The following is a 17,146-nucleotide window of genomic DNA, read 5'->3' as shown; positions in this document are numbered from 1 at the left end:
ATCACTTGAAAATGAGAGAGCTAATCGACTTAATATAACCAATAAAATTTGATTAAACATTTGACTGTCAGCAACTTAATGGCAGATTAAACATCAAGTAAATGACAGCAGAACTACTCAACCAATATACGGAAATCTGCAGAGTTGCTATCAAAACCTCATCTGCAAAATTAGGCAAAACTTTCGAGAATCTACTCTTGATTACTTGAATATTAAATTGGTCAGCTACTCATCAAAAGTTAGTTTGTTCTCTTGACATTAAGATGTGGGTGTTTTTGTCACATCGCACGCATCTTCTCATCGTTGTTGCTCCGCTCTATGGAATCGTGTTGTTTCCGTTTTCCCTTTGTAAAGGTATAATAGATGGAGAAGGAGAAAAAGGGAATGAATCTGCCATACATATAGGTTTTCCTATAAATCTTATTGGTTAGGGTATAACTCCAGTTCTTCTGCTCGCAAATCAGGTCATTGACCGACAATTTGCAGGTGAGTTTGTCATTGAAAAATGTCTTCATGCACGAGAAGTCCAACTGGTGGTAATCCCTGCTCCTGCCGTATGCCGACTTGGATTCGGAGATATAGCGGTAGAGCAACTGCATGCGGATGTCCAACGGAAGGACGAAGGTGTGTTGCGTGTAGATTTTCCAGTCGAAATTATTGACGGAAGTCTCGGAAGTGATATACTTATCAAAACTCACCCTCGCTTGGTTCACAATCGACCACCACGATGCTACGTTGATGGGGACATAGAGGTTGAGATTGGTCAGCCGGTTCTTCACCCCATCCACATAACTTGCCACGGTCATTGCCTGTCCGTCCACGGTTTCTGTCCTGTTGTAGTTGTCAAGACCGTTGTTGCTCCACACGTGCGTGAGGGTAAGGTTGTATTTCTGCGCCAACTGGTAAGTAACGCTGATGTGGTTGGTGTAATTAGGGCGCAAGTCGGGATTTCCCATCTTGAGCGTATAACGAGAGTAATAATACCGATATGGCATCAGTCGTGTGAAGCCCACCCTCTGCGTTCTTCGGGATGCGGAAAATATCATAGTGTGCCATTTGCTCAAGCGGTAGGTATAGTACAGGCTGGGGAACAGGTCGAAATGGCGGTAGGAGAAGTCGTAGCCATCAGCTTTGGCGTAGTTGTACTCACCCCGAAGCCCAGCCGTCAGGTTCCATTTCTTGCCCGAAAGGTCGTATTTCAGATATGCCGCTTGCAGGTCTTCCGCATATTTAAACGAGTAACCCTTGCCGGCACTGCTGCTCCAACTGCCGTTTGTGAGTGTTTGCTCCTCGAACTCGTTGTCTTTTAAGGAATGGCTGCATTTGATACCAGCCATCAGACTGCCATGCTTCAGGAAGTCCCATTCCACCCTTGTTTCGCCCGAAAGAATGAAAAAAGGAGCGGATTGATGATGGCGCAGGTTCTCGGTGGAAAGAAGATTGCCGTTGCGGTCGTAATTTTTGTACTCAAACTCATCGTCGTTGGGATAAAAACTCTTTGCCACATCTGCCAGCACCAGCAGTTTGTTGCGGTCGTCCTGTCCAAACTTGTGTGTAAAGTTCATCGATGCGCTCAGCATGTTCTGGTTTTGGATGGTTTCATGCTTGGTGTCGGTGCACACCGTTTTAGGAGCGTTCGCCCCATCCACCAAGGTATAGCCGTTCACATGCTCATCTTTGTACCAGTGTGAATAGTTGAGGTTCAAGGCGAATTTGTTTCTCGCATTGAAATCGTAGTAGATGTTCGAATTGATAGTTCCTATCACGTCGTCCATTCTATCAACTATATTGTTTTGGTAGTTGACTAACTTTTCACAGTTCTTGGTCAATTCATCCGCACACAAATAACCTTTGCCGAAAGTGCCGTTGGTAGAGATATCAAACCCGAACTTTCCTTTTCCGTAGCCATAGGAGACGTATGGTCTGACGGCTTTGTAATTGATGAAATCTACAGAGCCGCCGACAACCAGTTGCGAGCCGCTTTGCCGTTCTTTGGTGAGAATCCTCAAGACACCTCCCATGCCCTGTGCCGCAAATTCGGCAGAAGGATTGGGGATAATCTCAATCTTGTCGATGGTTTCCGAACGGATGCCTTTTAAATAAGCCACGAGTTCGCTGCCCGAAAGGTGGATGCTGCGATCGTCTACCATGACCTGTGCACCAGAAATGCCATTGATGGAAATGTCGTTTCCGTTGAGCCACACGCCGGGAAGTTGCGTCAAGAGCGATTCCGCCGTGTTGCCAACCCCAAGAATGGTGTTGCCGATATTGACCGAATAACGGTCGCCTTTATAAGTGACCGTGGGGCGAAGGGTGGTCACCTTTACTTCTTTTAGCGTTTTCGTGTCTTCATACAGGCGGAGTGTTCCCACCCTGTTTTGTGAAAAACGCACATAAGCTGTGCGGTAGCCCACGAAAGATAGTCGCGCCAATACGGGATGAACGTCGCATGGAATGACGAACAATCCGTCGCTATTAGTCACGCCACCCGTGATGAAAGAACTGTCTTTGGGATTGAGCAATGCCACGTTGGCAAACTCTATGGGACGATTGTTGCGGTTCACCAAATGACCAATGTATTTCCGTTCCGCCTTCTGTACACACTCCACATAGATGTCGTTGCTTTCTCCAATGGTCATTAGAATGGGATAGAAGCCAATCAATTGCTGAATGGCATCACCCACACGCTTGTTTTGGACGGATGCCGTCACCTTAAAATCTTCCAGTTCATTGTAAATGAACACGATTTTATAATGTGTGTTTTGTGCTTGGATAAATTTGAGAGCATCCGACATGGAGACGTTGCGGAACTCGTGCGTGATACGCTGTGCACTGACATTGAAGACGAGAGCACACATGAGAATAAGAAACAAGACTTTTTTCATGGTTCGGTCGTGCTTTGTGGTTCAACAATCAGTTGGTTCTCTTCCAATTGGAATTGCAGGGTTTTGAAGTGGTTGAGCATTTCCACCACCTTTCCTATGGGGTACGAGGGATTCCATTCGAAGAACAGGCGCAGTTGTTTTACTTCCTCGTTGCGGTAAACTACATTGATGTGATAGTGGTTGGATAGTTCTGCAAGAATTTTTTCCAAAGGCACATTGTCGAAAAGTTTTACAGCGGGTACGGCTATCGTGTCCTTTCGGACAGTATCGGCAGCGACAACCGTTCTTGACTCTTTCGCATTGTTCACCGCAGCGGAATGTCCGTTTGTGGAACGGAAACCGAAAAAGCCCGTACTGATGGTGGCAATGGCAATGCCCGAAACCAGCAACACGCCAATAAATACGGCTGCCACATTTCGCCAAAGCATAACAACTTGTGCCTTTGCAGGATATTCGTGAGCCAATCGTTTCCACTCTTTGTCCACGTATTCTTCCGTCAGTTGGGAATCGTTCTCGCTGGCACTGGCGGCACTTTTCGTCTTGGAGAGCAAGGAATACAATTGCCTACATTCCTCGTCTTCCAACAGCTCCTCCCATTGCTCATGAGTATATTCATGGGGGTGTTCCATCATTTGAAGCAGAAGTTCAGTCTTTTCCATTTCTACCTTTTTTTAGTTGTTCACGTAACTGTTTCATTGCATGACGCAAATGTTTATAGACGGCAGTCTCGCTTATGCCCATCATTTGGGCAATCTCTTTGAAAGTGCGCTTGGCATGGTAGTGCATCAACAGGATTTCCCGACATCTGGGCGGCTGAATCCTTTCCAATTCTTTTTCCAATGCCTTTATCTCCTCCTCCAACTTTCTCGGCTCTTGGCATTGCTCCAGTTCTTGGTCAAGAAGATAAAGTCTTTCCACCCGCTCCTGAATTTCCATGTTCCTGATGCGGTTCAAGCATCTATTTCGCACGCTTGTCATCAAATACGCAACTGCCGTATCCGCCTTCAAGTCCTTTCCACTCTCAAGAATGTAGGCAAAGACGTCGTGCACAATATCCTTGCTCTCGGCATCATCATGGAGCATGATGCTTGCCAAGCGGTACATTTCACGGTAGTGTTGCTTGAAGAGCGATGCAAGTTGTTTTCTGTCCGTCATACATCTATATTACACATGAAAGTGGATTTACTGAACCATAAATGGAAACTTTTTTACGAAAGTATAAAAAAATCGTCTTATTCGTGGCGGTTTTCCAATCAAAAAGACGATTTTTAACCTCTTTTCTCTTGTACCAATCCTATGTCACTTCTCATATAATCATTTGAAAATGAGAGAGTTCACCAACTTAATATAACTAATAAAATTTGATAAAATGGCTGAAATCAGCCACTTTATGTTAGATTAAACATCAAGTAAATGACGTCAGAACCACTCTACCAATATTCGGAAAGCTGCATAGCCATTATCTCAAAATTTAACGAACTATTGTTTCATAACAAAGCAAAATTACGTCTTTTCTCTCTAAATGAAGCCTAATGCCAAAAATACTTTATGGGGACTATGCACGGCTCTTTCATTTAAGGACGATATTTTTACAACAAAAAAAAACGGTATCAAAACAGCTTTTATAAAATGGGTGATACGCTCTATGGATTAAAAATAAATGCTGAATTTTCTTTACAAAGTGCCTCTCATAACTCGCGTGTAGACAACCAACGGTAAAGTTGGTCGAAAATACGCGAATTTTGAGAGGCTTTTGTAATCCATTGTTATTGAACATGTTACACCTAAAGAGCTTCTTTTCTTTCCTATTTTTACCATTTTTTGGCAGTTAAAGCATTAAGATAAGCCTGCTATTTGCATGCTTTAATGCTGTTGAAACATGTGAATAACACCGCTAATGTATGTTTCTAAGCCCAAAAAGTCAATGTTTTAGACTCAAGAGACGTTTATTTTGCGAAAATCAGCCCATTTTTGTATATCGTTTGCCTATTGAAATTTTCTATTTTGAAGATTTTAGATGGCGGTTTTTTGGTAAAATAACAGGACAAAATTGTTATTTTGAGAGTGCTTTTGTTGGTCCAAATTTAACATCATCCAAATATTAAGTTAGGGAATCGTAGCCATAGATAGAAGGGATGCACGAGGCGTGGGAACGATGTAGAACCACTTGAATAATGTGCTGCTTCAGCGGAAAGTAACCGATGAATAAGAATAAGTTGCATGGTTCTCTACAGCCTCCACGATGCCATCTATTGTTTTACAGTATCACAGTTGGTACGCAGCGTTGATGACAACCGAGCTACTGGAAACATGATATTTGCCGTAAGCAAGATTGATTTTGAAGCGATGAAGGTTGATGCCTGCCCCACACGAGAAGCCTGCCCCATGATTGCTCTCCTCGTCAATGCTGGTAATGCTCATTTCGTTGGCACGCCTAAAGTTGTAACCAGCGCCCACCCATACTTGATCGGAGAATAAGATGTCTATTCCAGCAACCAAATGATGTATCAGTTTGTAATTGAGGTGATTGAGATCCACCAAAGTGGCATGAAACCTTAAAGGAGTGTGTATCAGCCGTTTGCTTACACCTAATTGCACATCCAGAGGCATGCTCTCATAATTATCATCGTAGGCTTTCAACTGTCCTCCCATGTTTTTGGCAACCAAGGATGCTGACCAGCCTTTGTCAGGGTTGTAATAATTAATCCCAACATCAATCCCCATTGCCAATGAGTTGTAGCCACCAATATAAGATGTGAGCAACTTAGCCGCAATACCTCCCGACCATAAGTCGGACAACATATAAGAGAAATAGCCAGACAGCACAATATCTTTGGCTGAAAATTCTCCTATTTGGACATTTTCAGCTGTGGTTTGCTTCATCTTTCCATAGTCAACATATTGGGCAGCAAGTGCTACAGATGCCCTTTCTTTGATGAGTTTGTTAAAAGCCACACTCAGCATATTAACGCCAGACATGTAGTTGAGGTAGTTCAGGTTGAGTGTTTTGTCACTCACCGAAGTGAGCAATGCGGGATTATGGAAAACAAGGGCTTCGTCATCTTCAATCACTGAAACGTTGTCTCCACCCAAGGCTGCCGCATGCGCACTCATGGGTACACGAAGAAAGTTGTATGTTGTCTGGCTTTCTTGTGCATAGGCGGTGTTCACAAGAAATAAAGAGAAGAGGACAAATGCGGCTTTTTTCATTTAATTTTCCTAATTTATGTGCAAAGTTACAACTATTTTCAAATAACTTATTATCTTTGTGTACTAATTCGTATACTGAATAACGGAAGAAACAGCAGTTTATTGCAGTGGTTCAAGAGGATGCGGATGAGGAAAAAGTAATCATGGTAGTGCATCAGAAATCGGATAAACCCTCTCTTGAAGAGAGTAAGACAACAGGTTTTTTGTTAGGTCTCATTCTCGTTTTGTCGCTCTTGTTTGTTGGGTTCGAATATAACAGCCAACCACAAGAGGACACATCGTCGGAGGATATGTTGGACGAATTGGCGCAAGACATTGAGTTACATCCAGCCATAGACGAAAAAGAAATGGTGAGTACAGCTTCTCACCCCACCACAAAAGTGGTTACTGACCGTATCAAAGCGGTAGATGCTCCCTTGAAACAACAAATAGATAGATTGCTACCCAACACAGCCAGTCCGCTACTTATTGGTGATGGAAGTGCAGAGGCATTAAATGCGAAGATATCAGAAGCCTTGCCTCCTATCCCTTTGGTGAATAACCAGACTCAGAATATCCGAATAGTAGAGCAGATGCCAGAGTTTCCCGGGGGTGGGTCTGCTTTCGTACGATGGCTGACCAGTCAGTTGCGCTACCCGCCAATTGCACAAAGCAAGAAGGTACAAGGAAAGGTTGTTGTCTCATTCATTGTCAATAAAGACGGAAGTATTGCCGACATCAAACTCGAAAAGTCGGTCGATCCGTATTTGGATAGAGAAGCCTTACGTGTGATACGCATGATGCCCAATTGGACACCCGGTGTACAAAACAATCGTCCCTGTCGCACAATGGTGGCAGTGCCTGTGGTCTTTAAGTTATAAAAATCAATTAAATATATACATTGCTATGATGACATCTAATGAAATGCTGAAATTAATCAATGAGCAACTCGAGCGTTTGTCTGACAATCGAGAGCCACGTCATCTTTACGAACCGATAGAATATGTGTTGTCGTTGGGTGGAAAGCGCATTCGTCCTATCTTAATGATGTTAGCTTACAATCTGTATCAGGAGCATCCAGAAGAAATCCTAATGCCCGCCTGTGCCATAGAGACATACCATAATTATACTTTATTGCATGACGACTTGATGGATTGTGCAGACCTAAGGCGCGGTTGTGCAACAGTGCATAAGCGTTGGGATGCAAACACTGCCATACTTAGTGGCGACTCAATGTTGGTATTGGCTTATCAACGCATGGCTACTTGTCGAGCTGATCACTTAAAAGAGGTGATTGACCTGTTTACCCAAACGGCTTTAGAGATTGGAGAAGGACAGCAATATGATATGGACTTTGAGAAACGGGATGATGTGACAGAGGACGAATATATTGAAATGATTCGGCTTAAAACAAGTGTACTTTTGGCTTGCGCTCTAAAAATTGGTGCCATTTTGGGAGGTGCCAGTCAAGAAGATGCAGAGAATTTGTATCGATTTGGAGAAAAGATTGGTTTGGCATTTCAATTACAAGACGATTATCTTGATGTTTACGGAGATACCAAGGTGTTTGGGAAAGCCATAGGCGGAGACATCATCAGCAATAAGAAGACTTACATGCTGATTAACGCATTTAATTTAGCAACCCCCAAACAACGTGCCGAACTCACCGAATGGATACAAAGAGAGCAATTCGATAAGCAAGAAAAGATTGAGGCTGTGACAGCTCTTTATAATGCCATGGGAATTGAACAGTTGGCAAAAGATAAGATTGCTTATTATTTTGAAGAAAGCAAAAAATATTTAGAAGCAGTGAAGTTGCCTGCCGCGCGAAAGCAAGAACTGCTATCGTATGCCAACCAACTCATGAATAGGGTGAAATGAAAGGATGCGAAATCCGATCGTTCGACCTTAAAAAGAAGAGTTGAGTAGCTGTTTTTTAACATGAATGAACCTCATTGCCAAGTTCAAAGTAGAAACCTCGAAGAATTAGAAAGTCTCGTTAGATGTCCAACGCTCAAAGTTTGAAGTTTGTTGATACTCATGCTCATTTGGATGGAGAAGAGTTTAAGGACGATTTGTCTGAAGTGATAGCACGTGCGCAAACGGCAGGCATAGGTAAGATATTTGTCCCTGCCATTGATTTGGCGCACTTCCCAGATGTAATGCGTGTGAGCCGTAGCTATCCTGATATGGTGTACCCGATGATAGGACTACACCCCGAAGAAGTGAGAGAAGATTGGGAGAAGGTGTTGGAAGAAATGAAATGTCTGTTACAACAAAATTTACAAGCACCGAATGACAATCCTCGTGTCATCGCTGTGGGAGAGGTAGGTCTTGACTACTATTGGAGCAGAGAATATGAAGGTGAACAACTGAAAGCTTTTGAAGAACAGGTAAAGTGGTCGATTACATTTGGACTACCCCTGATGATTCACTGTCGAAAGGCTCAAAATGAGATGGTGAAATTGTTACGAAAATACGAAAAAGACTTGCCTGGTGGCGTTTTTCATTGCTTTACAGGAAACGACAAAGAGGCGGCAGAACTGTTAACCTTTGAACGATTTGCTTTGGGAATTGGGGGCGTGCTGACCTTTAAGAGTAGTCATCTTCGTGAAATGTTACCTGTCAACGTACCCCTGAATCGTATTGTTTTGGAGACGGACAGTCCATATATGGCGCCTGTTCCTATGCGTGGAAAACGGAACGAGAGTGCATTTGTTGCTTATGTAATGAAACAATTAGCAGAGAGTTACAAAATACCAGAAGAAGAAGTTGTACGACAAACAAATGCAAATGTTCAACGCATTTTTGGAATACAGATGGATGAAATGTTGTAGGAGCATGAGATTATTGAACGCCATCTTCGCATTGTTGATTCTTTCTACTACTGTTCAGGCTGGTGAGACTGATTCATTACACCATTATAACTATTCCCTCCACATCATGCCGGGTAAGATTCTCGCTTTGGACAAGTACGCAGCGAAGTGGATTAGAGAGACAAACAACCTATCGATAGCAGCGGAAATAGGACGAGTGGCATTACCAACAGACAGCGATGCCTATGCGGCAGACTTTGGATATCCATCACTTACTTTTGGGGTGAGATACATGCTTAATCATCAGGTGCGCTTACGACGCAGCCCAGATACGGCATGGGGAATGGCAGAAATGGTGGACTACGACTCACACTTGGGAAATACACTCTCCCTATACGGCAAATTCTATCGCCCATTTGCTCGCCATCAACATTGGGAAACAGCCTATTCGTTGAGTTTTGGCATTGGTTATAGCCATACAAAGTACAACAAGCAAAACAACATCGACAATGAGTTGATAGGAACAAACGCACTGATTTATTTTGGAGCTGGCATACATGCAACCTATCATCTCAACGAACAATGGGGCATTAGAGGCGGATTGGAGTTTGTTCATCATAGTAATGGTGCGCTTTATCGCCCCAACAAAGGTTCCAACTCTTTTGGAACATCAATCGGTGTGGTATATGAGCCTTATTACAACTTGTTGGTACATCGAGCAAAAGCCTACTCGCCACAGCCCTTTGAGCGATATTGGTATCTGAATTTATCCGCAGGAATGGGAGCTAAAACGATGTTGGAAGATTGGCTCACAACACAATTTCGAACCCCCTCTTCTCATCCCGATTATCGTACGGAACACTTCAAGGTTTACGCAGCCTATTCGGTGCAGGCAGATGTGATGTATCGATATGCCCGTCGTTGGGCATCAGGAATCGGCATAGATTGGTTTTATGGCACCTATGCCTCGCACATTGCCGACTTAGATGCGCAGCAAGGAAATGTCGCAAAGCACAGCCCATGGTCGTTAGGAATTGCTGCCAAGCACGAAGTTTTTTATCATCAATTGTCTTTGGGAATGTCCTTTGGTTGGTATTTGCATCGTCAGATGGGCTATAATGCCCTGTTCAACGAGTCACGATTCTATGAGCGAATCGGATTGCATTATACATTTTCTTCGGCTGGCGGACTGAAACTGGGGGTTAATATCAAGGCGCATGAAACGAAAGCAGACCTTACAGAACTTGTTATAGCCTATCCGTTCCGGTTGTGATAATGTGCATCTTTTTGCGCATTTCTTCAGAATAACCGTAAAGTTTTATCGTTTTTTCGTCCGAATTAAAGATAAATATATTACTTTTGCACCAGCAAAATGCAAAAGGAAAGATGCTCGAGTGGCTGAAGAGGCACGCCTGGAAAGCGTGTAACCGTCTAAAGCGGTTCGGGGGTTCGAATCCCCCTCTTTCCGCAAAGCATGTTTTTATGCAGCTTGCAATTTTATGAAAAATTGCCATTTCCACTAAACTGAGCATTTTTAAGAGACCTTCTTCTACAAATAAAGCAACATATAAAAATGACGATTGCTTCCTTCCAAGAAACTTGATCCATAGGAAAATTTACTGCTTTTTATTGACTTGTAAAACACAAACTCTTGCTATCGACCCTCTGATGGGATGAATTTGGTAAGTGATAATTTATTTTTTTCGAAGGATGTGCTATAAATTTTGTAGGGATAAAACTATTGTAGTACTTTTGTATAAAGAAAAAACGAATGTATTAGTTTTGCACTATTCCTTGGTGAATAACTGAGTACCTAAGCTGTCTCCGTAGGCAGAAGTACATAGTGCGGATAACAAGAACGGAAAGGAATAAAATGGAAAAAGACAGTTTGATTATTGTGAGTGGGGGCATGGATTCCATTACCATGCTTTACGAGTATCAACAGCGTATCGCTATAGGCGTTTCATTTGATTATGGCAGCAATCATAATCAAAAAGAAATACCCTTAGCAAAGATGCATTGCGAACGATTAGGCATACGACACATTGTTATCCCCCTGTCATTTATTCACGATTATTTCAAAAGTAGTCTGTTGGAAGGTGACGACGCCATTCCCGAAGGGCATTATGAAGAAGAGAACATGAAATCGACAGTGGTCCCTTTTCGCAATGGAATCATGTTGGCAGTGGGTTGCGGATTAGCTGTAAGCAACCATTTGAAATATGTGATGATTGCGAATCATGGCGGTGATCATACCATATATCCCGATTGTCGACCTGCGTTTATTGATAGTTTTTCGCAAGCCATGACTGCTGGCACCTTTGAAGGTATCACCATCTTGGCGCCTTATACACGGATTAGCAAAGGTGAGATAGCCTTACGAGGTAAAAAACTGGGTATCAATTATGCCGAAACTTGGTCGTGTTATAAGGGAGGAGATAAGCAGTGTGGCAAATGTGGGACATGCGTTGAACGCAAAGAAGCATTGGCATTTGCAGGTATTAAGGACGACACGCCATACGAAGACTAAAAGACTTTGAAAACAAATAGAAATCAAAAGAGGCAAGGAAAGAACCAATACCGTTCTTTCAACACCAACTTGTAAAATAAAGAAATATGATTTATTGCGTATCCAAACGTATGGAAATTAGTGCCGCCCACCGGCTTTCGCTCTCTTACGAAAGCAAGTGCCAATGTTTGCATGGGCACAACTGGATAATTACCGTGTATCTTTTTAAGAAAGACAAATTGAACGCCGATGGGATGGTGTTCGATTTTACGCACATCAAAAAGGCTATTCACGATCAATTAGACCATGCTTACATCAACGACGTCATTCCCTATAATCCTACTGCGGAGAATATTGCGCGATGGGTCGTTAATCAATTCGAGGAATGTTATAAGGCAGAGGTGCAAGAAAGCGAAGGAAACGTGGCTCAGGCGATAGACGAAACAAAGATAGTTGGTATAGAAAACCTTGTCATGTAAATATAGCAGGAAATGAATCACGATGTACGTACCTACAAAGTAAACGAAATCTTTTATTCATTACAGGGCGAAGGACATCATGCAGGCAGGGCAGCCGTGTTTGTTAGGTTTGCTAAATGTAATCTACACTGTTCGTTTTGCGATACGAATTTTGATGAGTATACAGAAATGTCTGCACAACAAATCATAGAAAATGTGCAACAATATGCGCCCTGTAACTTTGTTGTTATCACTGGAGGAGAGCCTACTTTGCAAGTAACGCCAGAACTGTTGCAGCTTTTTCATGTACATGGTTATTATGTTTCGATGGAAACAAATGGCACTCATCCCATTCCTAAAGGTGTTGATTGGGTAACCTGTTCACCAAAGAAAGCATTTATAGAGGCTGGAGACGTGCATATTAAGCAAGCCAACGAGATAAAGGTGGTGTATGACGGCATACACCCTATAAGCACATTTGGCATTGAGGCGGAGGAACGATATGTGCAGCCTTGTGACGTAGGTGATGAATTAAGGAATAAAGAAATTCTGCAGAAAGCGATTCAGTTTGTGAAAACGCACCCTCAATGGAAACTTTCTTTGCAATTACATAAACTCATAGGAATTCAGTGATATATGAATTTTTATTTGACTTTGATTTACAATGAACTGACTTGATATAAATCTAAGGAATAAAAGTCAGAGGAGGAGAACTATTTTTATCATGACCTTTGCATAAAAGTAACTAATTTTACACTTATTATAACAGGCTTGTTTGGTTTTCTTCTTCAAAATATGTACCTTTGAAAATTCTAAAAAAGGAGTGCTATTTAATCATAAAACTTTATTGGCAGAAATACAAAATGACAAGATTCATTATTAAACAAATACTATGTTTGCTTTTTCTTTTTGGAGGAAGTTTTTGTTGTATGGCTCAAAATGCGGTAAATCAAGACTCTGTCAGCGTGCAAGAAAGCGATAGTGTCGCACATTCCGAGCTGAATGCTGCGTTAGCTGACGTAGCTGACACCACTATTGCCGAGCCTCAAACAGGAGGCTTACACCAGTTCTTGAAGACAAAATTCATAGAAGGAAATGCAGGGTTCATGTCTTTGGTTGCTTTGGTGTTAGTATTGGGATTAGCATTTTGCATCGAAAGAATCATCTATTTGAGTCTTTCTGAAATCAATGCCAAACAATTTATGAAAGACTTGGAAAAGAAAATCTATGCGAGTGATATTGAAGGTGCAAAGCAACAGTGTTTGCAGACACGTGGACCTGTAGCGTCACTTTGTTATCAAGGATTGGATAGAATTGACGATAGTATTGAAAATATAGAGCGGTCTGTCGCAGCCTACGGCTCGGTTCAGGCAACTAACTTAGAGAAAGGATGTTCATGGATTACACTCTTTATCGCAATGGCTCCTTCCTTAGGCTTCTTAGGAACTGTTATTGGTATGATTATGACGTTCGACCAGATTCAAATGGCTGGCGATATTAGTCCAACAATTGTTGCTGCTGGTATGAAAGTGGCACTGATTACCACCATCTTTGGAATTATTGTGGCACTAGTATTACAGGTATTTTATAACTATATCCTGTCAAAAATCGACCACATCACAGCCCAAATGGAGGAGTCGGCCATCACGTTATTAGATACGCTCATGAAGCATAAACAGTCTTAAGATGAAACATATAGATTTGCATCATCGCTCTACGGAACGGATTTCGCAGCTTATTTTTTATTTTTTGATAGGCATTACGTTTGTGGTGTTTGCGCTTTTTTATCTTTTGGGTTACCAGCAACCTTATCTTGATAACCCAGACTTCAATGAACCATTGCTGACTAATTTGCTCATTTTCGCCATGTATGGATTCATTCTTATCGCTTTATGTGTAACCATGTGGGCTGTACGGAAGGAAATTCGCTGTGGAAGAAATCAGTCAAGACTTGTTCTTGGTATCCCTGTCCAACTCATTAGAAGATGCGTAGCTGGTGGGACTTGCCTTCTTTTGTTAATTACATTTGCTTTCGCCTCCACCAATCCAGTGGTGAGTAATGGCAAAAACTTTACGAACAGCTTGCTCTTGCGTATTGCTGACCAGTTGATTTATACCTCCTCTATCTTACTCATCGTAGCTGTTGGTGCTGTAGGATATGGCATCACAAGATATCGAAGAAAACATAACTCGCAACATGTTCATTCGTAAACGAAAACATCAGATTCCAGGACTGAATACAACTTCTACGGCAGACATTTCTTTCATGCTTTTGATATTCTTCCTGGTTACCACGTCTATGGATGTGGATAAGGGGTTACGTCGACAATTACCGCCTGCACAGCCAAAGACTACACAGCAAGAAAGTATTGTAGATAAAGACAAACTACTGGAACTTAGCATTACAGCAGACAATATCGTGATGCAGAATGGACACAAAATTAGGATACAGGATTTGCAGGTAAAAGTGGAAGACTTTATAATGCGACTTGGTAAAGAACATTTAATTACGATTAAGACTGCACCAGAATCAACATACGATACCTATTTCCAATTACAACATTGTTTGATGGCAGCTTACAAAGAGGTGCGAACAAAATGGGCTCAACAACATTTCGGACATTCATTTGACGATTGTTCTGATAGAGAACGACAAACTGTCATTGAGCATTGTCCGCAACGTATCGCCGAAACCTATCAAGACACGGGAGGAGGAATGAGCCGATGATACAGTTTAGACGTAGGCTTCGAGATGTGCCAGAACTAAACACGGCATCGTTACCTGATTTGATTTTCACCGTTTTGTTCTTTTTTATGATAGTAACGCACATGCGCGAGGTAACCTTGAAAGTAAAGTATCGAGTTCCACAAGGCACAGAATTAACACGACTTACCATGAAGTCAGCTGTTGTATATCTGTATATAGGAATGCCCATCACAAGTTTTGGCAAAGCGACAGGGCAACCTATGCAGGTGCAATTAAACGACCGATTAGTACGAATTGATGAAATTGCTGACTATGTCAGTGCAGAAAGAGATAGAATGTCACCCGAAGATCAGCAGCAAATGATTATTTCCATAAGGGCTGACAAACATACATCCATGGCAACTATCAATCAAGTGAAGCAAGAGTTGCGTAATGCTAAAGCTTTGAAAATTAGCTATTCAGCCGAAGATGTGAAGCAAAAATAGCAACAAGAACGTTTTTACAGTCCAAACAAAAGTGGTTGTTTACCCCTTTATAGTTACGCATGTTTTTATCTTTTTTTATTATTTTCTTTTTGAAGTAATAATCTATCACAAAAAAATCTTAAATCGTTGTGAAACTCAACACTTTATTGTATATTTGCAAAGGAATAAAAAGAATAAAAATCTTCACAGGTTTTCCATGAGGTATCTTTAAGTCAGGATTCAACGAATAAAGCTAACTAAAGGTAAAAGAAGAGAAGGCAAATATGTCTGGAGACACACGCCTTTTTAGGTAGAATTGTTTGTCAGGAATCTTACTGTATGGCAATCACTTGTGAAGTCGATAAACTTAACTATGGGACATCATAATTTAGACGCATTGGATAAGAAGATCCTCACTATGATAGCAGAGGATGCTCGTACTCCATTCTTAGAAGTTGCCCGTGCATGTAATGTCAGTGGAGCAGCTATTCATCAACGTGTTCAAAAACTTATCAACTTAGGAGTTATCAAAGGCTCACAGTTTATTTTCGATCCAGAAAAGATTGGTTATGAAACTTGTGCCTATATCGGACTGCATTTGAAAGATCCAAATGATTTCGACCGTGTTGCCGAAGAGCTTCAAAAGATTCCTGAAATCGTGGAATGTCATTGTACAACAGGCGATTTTGACTTGTTTGTTAAACTGTATGTAATGAACAATCATCATCTGATGAGTATTATACATGACAAATTGCAGCCCTTAGGACTTTCAGGCAGTGAAACCATGATTTCATTTAGAACAGTTATCGATAGGCAACTGCCTGTTTCTCAAATCCAGATAGAGACCAAAAACAGTGATCTTGAGGAAGAGGATTAACAACACTGATTTAACAAGCTTGTTTATCAGGATGATATAACTTCAATTTATTTGATGAGGTGTATTGCTTAGGTGATACACCTTTTTTATTTGTTCACTATTGCAACCGAAGCAATTAGATAAGAAAAAACAAAAAGTTAAAAGGATGAAGAATTTTCTAAAAAAGTTTTGATAAAAATTTGAATTGTTGTAATATTGCGATATAAAAGTTTATTGTTAATCTTTCAACCATGTATTGTACTATGATGAAAAACTTAAATTGTACAAAACTCATTGTTGCACTTTTTGCCTTGTGCCTCGTTGCCTGTGAAAAACCAGTGTTGAACGATGATTCTTCGCAAGAGAATCCAACTTCAGAAGACTTATATCATCTCACTTTTCGCATGAGTCATTATGAACAGATTCCTTTTGAAGAAGGGCTGAAGCTCTCACGCTCCACCAATATTACCAAGATGTGTACACGCATCGATTTGGCAATTTTTAAGGAAGGCACTAAGGTAAAGGCAATTCATCAGAGTCAGAAAGATACCAATTTTGGAGTGATAGAAGCAAATTTGCCTGTTGGTTCTTATCAAATTGTGGCTATTGCACACAGCGGAGACGGCTCAGCCACCATTACATCTCCCGAAGCTATCTCCTTTCCTAAGAACAAATTAACGGATACGTTCTATTACTTTCAAAATATAATGGTTGGAGAGAACAAGACTTACGATTTGGAAATGAAGCGAGCTGTAGCCATGTTTAGATTGATAACCACAGATAAAATGCCTGATGCCGTACAAAAAATAAAGTTCTATTACACGGGAGGCAGCTCTACTTTCAATGCTGTCACAGGTTATGGTTGCAAGAATTCACGTCAGACAGAGGAGCGAAGCATTGCTAAAGAACAACGAAATGGTCAGGGCACATTTGATGTTTTCACCTTCCCACATGAAAAAGCAAATGTGTTGAAAATGACAGTTTCTGCCTTAAATGCTACTGGAGATATCATTACAAAACATGAGTTTTTGGAGGTTCCTGTGAAACCTAATCAAATTACACAGTACAAAGGTGCTTTTTTCCAAAATACTTCATCAATGGAAGCAAATCATTTCACTTTTTTTGTCAACGAGCAATGGACGAAACTGGAATACCCGTATTAAAGCCTATTGAGGAATGCGAAGCCGATCATAGCACGAGCATCGTGGCTTTATCCTCATCAAAACGAATAGGATAATATTGAGACAGAGAGGGATTTGGTA

At 41.4% G+C, this 17,146-nt stretch carries 17 protein-coding genes and 1 tRNA gene; 14 read left to right on the top strand and 4 right to left on the bottom strand.

Annotated features, from left to right (window positions below; translation table 11 throughout):
* Positions 1 to 278: 278 nt before the first annotated feature.
* The 4 genes from BN35_RS11695 to porQ all read right to left on the bottom strand — a co-directional run bounded on the left by BN35_RS11695 (position 279) and on the right by porQ (position 6,095).
* A complete protein-coding gene (locus BN35_RS11695) occupies positions 279 to 2,885 on the bottom strand; it encodes an outer membrane beta-barrel family protein (protein WP_025072279.1) in 2,607 nt (868 codons plus the stop codon).
* Positions 2,882 to 3,544: a DUF4974 domain-containing protein gene (locus tag BN35_RS12870; protein WP_051275188.1), complete on the bottom strand. Its 663-nt coding sequence runs from the start codon at positions 3,542 to 3,544 to the stop codon at positions 2,882 to 2,884. Before BN35_RS12870 ends, BN35_RS11695 begins: the two co-directional genes overlap by 4 nt.
* Positions 3,531 to 4,040: an RNA polymerase sigma factor gene (locus BN35_RS11685; protein WP_025072280.1), complete on the bottom strand. Its 510-nt coding sequence runs from the start codon at positions 4,038 to 4,040 to the stop codon at positions 3,531 to 3,533. Before BN35_RS11685 ends, BN35_RS12870 begins: the two co-directional genes overlap by 14 nt.
* A gap of 1,110 nt (positions 4,041 to 5,150) precedes the next feature.
* On the bottom strand, positions 5,151 to 6,095 hold the full coding sequence (porQ, locus tag BN35_RS11680) for a type IX secretion system protein PorQ (RefSeq protein ID WP_025072281.1): 945 nt from the start codon (positions 6,093 to 6,095) through the stop codon (positions 5,151 to 5,153).
* A gap of 107 nt (positions 6,096 to 6,202) precedes the next feature.
* On the opposite strand from porQ, the gene BN35_RS11675 reads away from it, so the two are divergent.
* From BN35_RS11675 to BN35_RS11610, 14 genes are all read left to right on the top strand, one after another.
* On the top strand, positions 6,203 to 6,955 hold the full coding sequence (locus BN35_RS11675; RefSeq protein ID WP_025072282.1) for an energy transducer TonB: 753 nt from the start codon (positions 6,203 to 6,205) through the stop codon (positions 6,953 to 6,955).
* Positions 6,956 to 6,980: 25 nt separating this feature from the next.
* Complete coding sequence (locus BN35_RS11670; RefSeq protein ID WP_025072283.1) at positions 6,981 to 7,955, top strand: polyprenyl synthetase family protein; 975 nt, start codon at positions 6,981 to 6,983, stop codon at positions 7,953 to 7,955.
* 122 nt (positions 7,956 to 8,077) lie between these two features.
* Positions 8,078 to 8,911, top strand: a complete 834-nt coding sequence (locus BN35_RS11665) for a TatD family hydrolase (protein ID WP_028901090.1) — start codon at positions 8,078 to 8,080, stop codon at positions 8,909 to 8,911.
* Between the two features lie 4 nt (positions 8,912 to 8,915).
* Positions 8,916 to 10,163 carry an acyloxyacyl hydrolase gene (locus tag BN35_RS11660; protein ID WP_025072285.1) on the top strand — a complete coding sequence of 416 codons (1,248 nt, stop codon included), beginning with the start codon at positions 8,916 to 8,918 and terminating at the stop codon, positions 10,161 to 10,163.
* A 107-nt stretch (positions 10,164 to 10,270) separates the two neighbouring features.
* Positions 10,271 to 10,358, top strand: a tRNA-Ser gene (locus tag BN35_RS11655).
* 405 nt (positions 10,359 to 10,763) lie between these two features.
* A complete protein-coding gene (gene queC, locus BN35_RS11650; RefSeq protein ID WP_028901088.1) occupies positions 10,764 to 11,420 on the top strand; it encodes a 7-cyano-7-deazaguanine synthase QueC in 657 nt (218 codons plus the stop codon).
* A gap of 89 nt (positions 11,421 to 11,509) precedes the next feature.
* Positions 11,510 to 11,878, top strand: a complete 369-nt coding sequence (locus BN35_RS11645) for a 6-pyruvoyl trahydropterin synthase family protein (RefSeq protein WP_025072286.1) — start codon at positions 11,510 to 11,512, stop codon at positions 11,876 to 11,878.
* 12 nt (positions 11,879 to 11,890) lie between these two features.
* The gene (locus BN35_RS11640) at positions 11,891 to 12,490 is read left to right on the top strand and encodes a 7-carboxy-7-deazaguanine synthase QueE (protein WP_025072287.1); all 600 of its coding nucleotides are present in this window, start codon (positions 11,891 to 11,893) and stop codon (positions 12,488 to 12,490) included.
* A 296-nt stretch (positions 12,491 to 12,786) separates the two neighbouring features.
* Positions 12,787 to 13,542, top strand: a complete 756-nt coding sequence (locus BN35_RS11635; RefSeq protein WP_374188034.1) for a MotA/TolQ/ExbB proton channel family protein — start codon at positions 12,787 to 12,789, stop codon at positions 13,540 to 13,542.
* Between the two features lies 1 nt (position 13,543).
* Entirely contained in the window at positions 13,544 to 14,068 is a 525-nt protein-coding gene (locus tag BN35_RS11630; protein ID WP_025072289.1) for a hypothetical protein, read from the top strand.
* Positions 14,055 to 14,585: an ExbD/TolR family protein gene (locus BN35_RS11625; protein ID WP_025072290.1), complete on the top strand. Its 531-nt coding sequence runs from the start codon at positions 14,055 to 14,057 to the stop codon at positions 14,583 to 14,585. Before BN35_RS11630 ends, BN35_RS11625 begins: the two co-directional genes overlap by 14 nt.
* Positions 14,582 to 15,049 carry an ExbD/TolR family protein gene (locus BN35_RS11620; RefSeq protein WP_025072291.1) on the top strand — a complete coding sequence of 156 codons (468 nt, stop codon included), beginning with the start codon at positions 14,582 to 14,584 and terminating at the stop codon, positions 15,047 to 15,049. The genes BN35_RS11625 and BN35_RS11620 overlap by 4 nt, the downstream gene beginning before the upstream one ends.
* 352 nt (positions 15,050 to 15,401) lie before the next feature.
* On the top strand, positions 15,402 to 15,905 hold the full coding sequence (locus BN35_RS11615; RefSeq protein WP_025072292.1) for an Lrp/AsnC family transcriptional regulator: 504 nt from the start codon (positions 15,402 to 15,404) through the stop codon (positions 15,903 to 15,905).
* Between the two features lie 242 nt (positions 15,906 to 16,147).
* Positions 16,148 to 17,047 (top strand): FimB/Mfa2 family fimbrial subunit, encoded by a 900-nt coding sequence (locus BN35_RS11610; RefSeq protein ID WP_025072293.1) that lies wholly within the window; start codon positions 16,148 to 16,150, stop codon positions 17,045 to 17,047.
* The last annotated feature ends 99 nt before the right edge of the window (positions 17,048 to 17,146 follow it).

This window comes from Hoylesella timonensis 4401737 = DSM 22865 = JCM 15640, from assembly GCF_000455445.1.
Classification (GTDB): Bacteria; Bacteroidota; Bacteroidia; order Bacteroidales; family Bacteroidaceae; genus Prevotella; species Prevotella timonensis.
The sequence above is the reverse complement of the archived record's forward strand: the minus strand, read 5'-3'. Positions and strand labels throughout refer to the sequence as shown.

Excerpts from the sequence above, each read along its gene's own strand:
- BN35_RS11665 (WP_028901090.1), top strand. The coding sequence starts at position 8,078 with ATGTCCAACGCTCAAAGTTTGAAGTTTGTTGATACTCATGCTCATTTG.
- porQ (WP_025072281.1), bottom strand. The coding sequence starts at position 6,095 with ATGAAAAAAGCCGCATTTGTCCTCTTCTCTTTATTTCTTGTGAACACC.
- BN35_RS11615 (WP_025072292.1), top strand. The coding sequence starts at position 15,402 with ATGGGACATCATAATTTAGACGCATTGGATAAGAAGATCCTCACTATG.
- BN35_RS11640 (WP_025072287.1), top strand. The coding sequence starts at position 11,891 with ATGAATCACGATGTACGTACCTACAAAGTAAACGAAATCTTTTATTCA.
- BN35_RS11660 (WP_025072285.1), top strand. The coding sequence starts at position 8,916 with ATGAGATTATTGAACGCCATCTTCGCATTGTTGATTCTTTCTACTACT.
- BN35_RS11620 (WP_025072291.1), top strand. The coding sequence starts at position 14,582 with ATGATACAGTTTAGACGTAGGCTTCGAGATGTGCCAGAACTAAACACG.
- BN35_RS11670 (WP_025072283.1), top strand. The coding sequence starts at position 6,981 with ATGATGACATCTAATGAAATGCTGAAATTAATCAATGAGCAACTCGAG.
- BN35_RS11685 (WP_025072280.1), bottom strand. The coding sequence starts at position 4,040 with ATGACGGACAGAAAACAACTTGCATCGCTCTTCAAGCAACACTACCGT.
- BN35_RS11635 (WP_374188034.1), top strand. The coding sequence starts at position 12,787 with ATGGCTCAAAATGCGGTAAATCAAGACTCTGTCAGCGTGCAAGAAAGC.
- queC (WP_028901088.1), top strand. The coding sequence starts at position 10,764 with ATGGAAAAAGACAGTTTGATTATTGTGAGTGGGGGCATGGATTCCATT.
- BN35_RS11630 (WP_025072289.1), top strand. The coding sequence starts at position 13,544 with ATGAAACATATAGATTTGCATCATCGCTCTACGGAACGGATTTCGCAG.
- BN35_RS11695 (WP_025072279.1), bottom strand. The coding sequence starts at position 2,885 with ATGAAAAAAGTCTTGTTTCTTATTCTCATGTGTGCTCTCGTCTTCAAT.
- BN35_RS11625 (WP_025072290.1), top strand. The coding sequence starts at position 14,055 with ATGTTCATTCGTAAACGAAAACATCAGATTCCAGGACTGAATACAACT.
- BN35_RS12870 (WP_051275188.1), bottom strand. The coding sequence starts at position 3,544 with ATGGAAAAGACTGAACTTCTGCTTCAAATGATGGAACACCCCCATGAA.
- BN35_RS11610 (WP_025072293.1), top strand. The coding sequence starts at position 16,148 with ATGATGAAAAACTTAAATTGTACAAAACTCATTGTTGCACTTTTTGCC.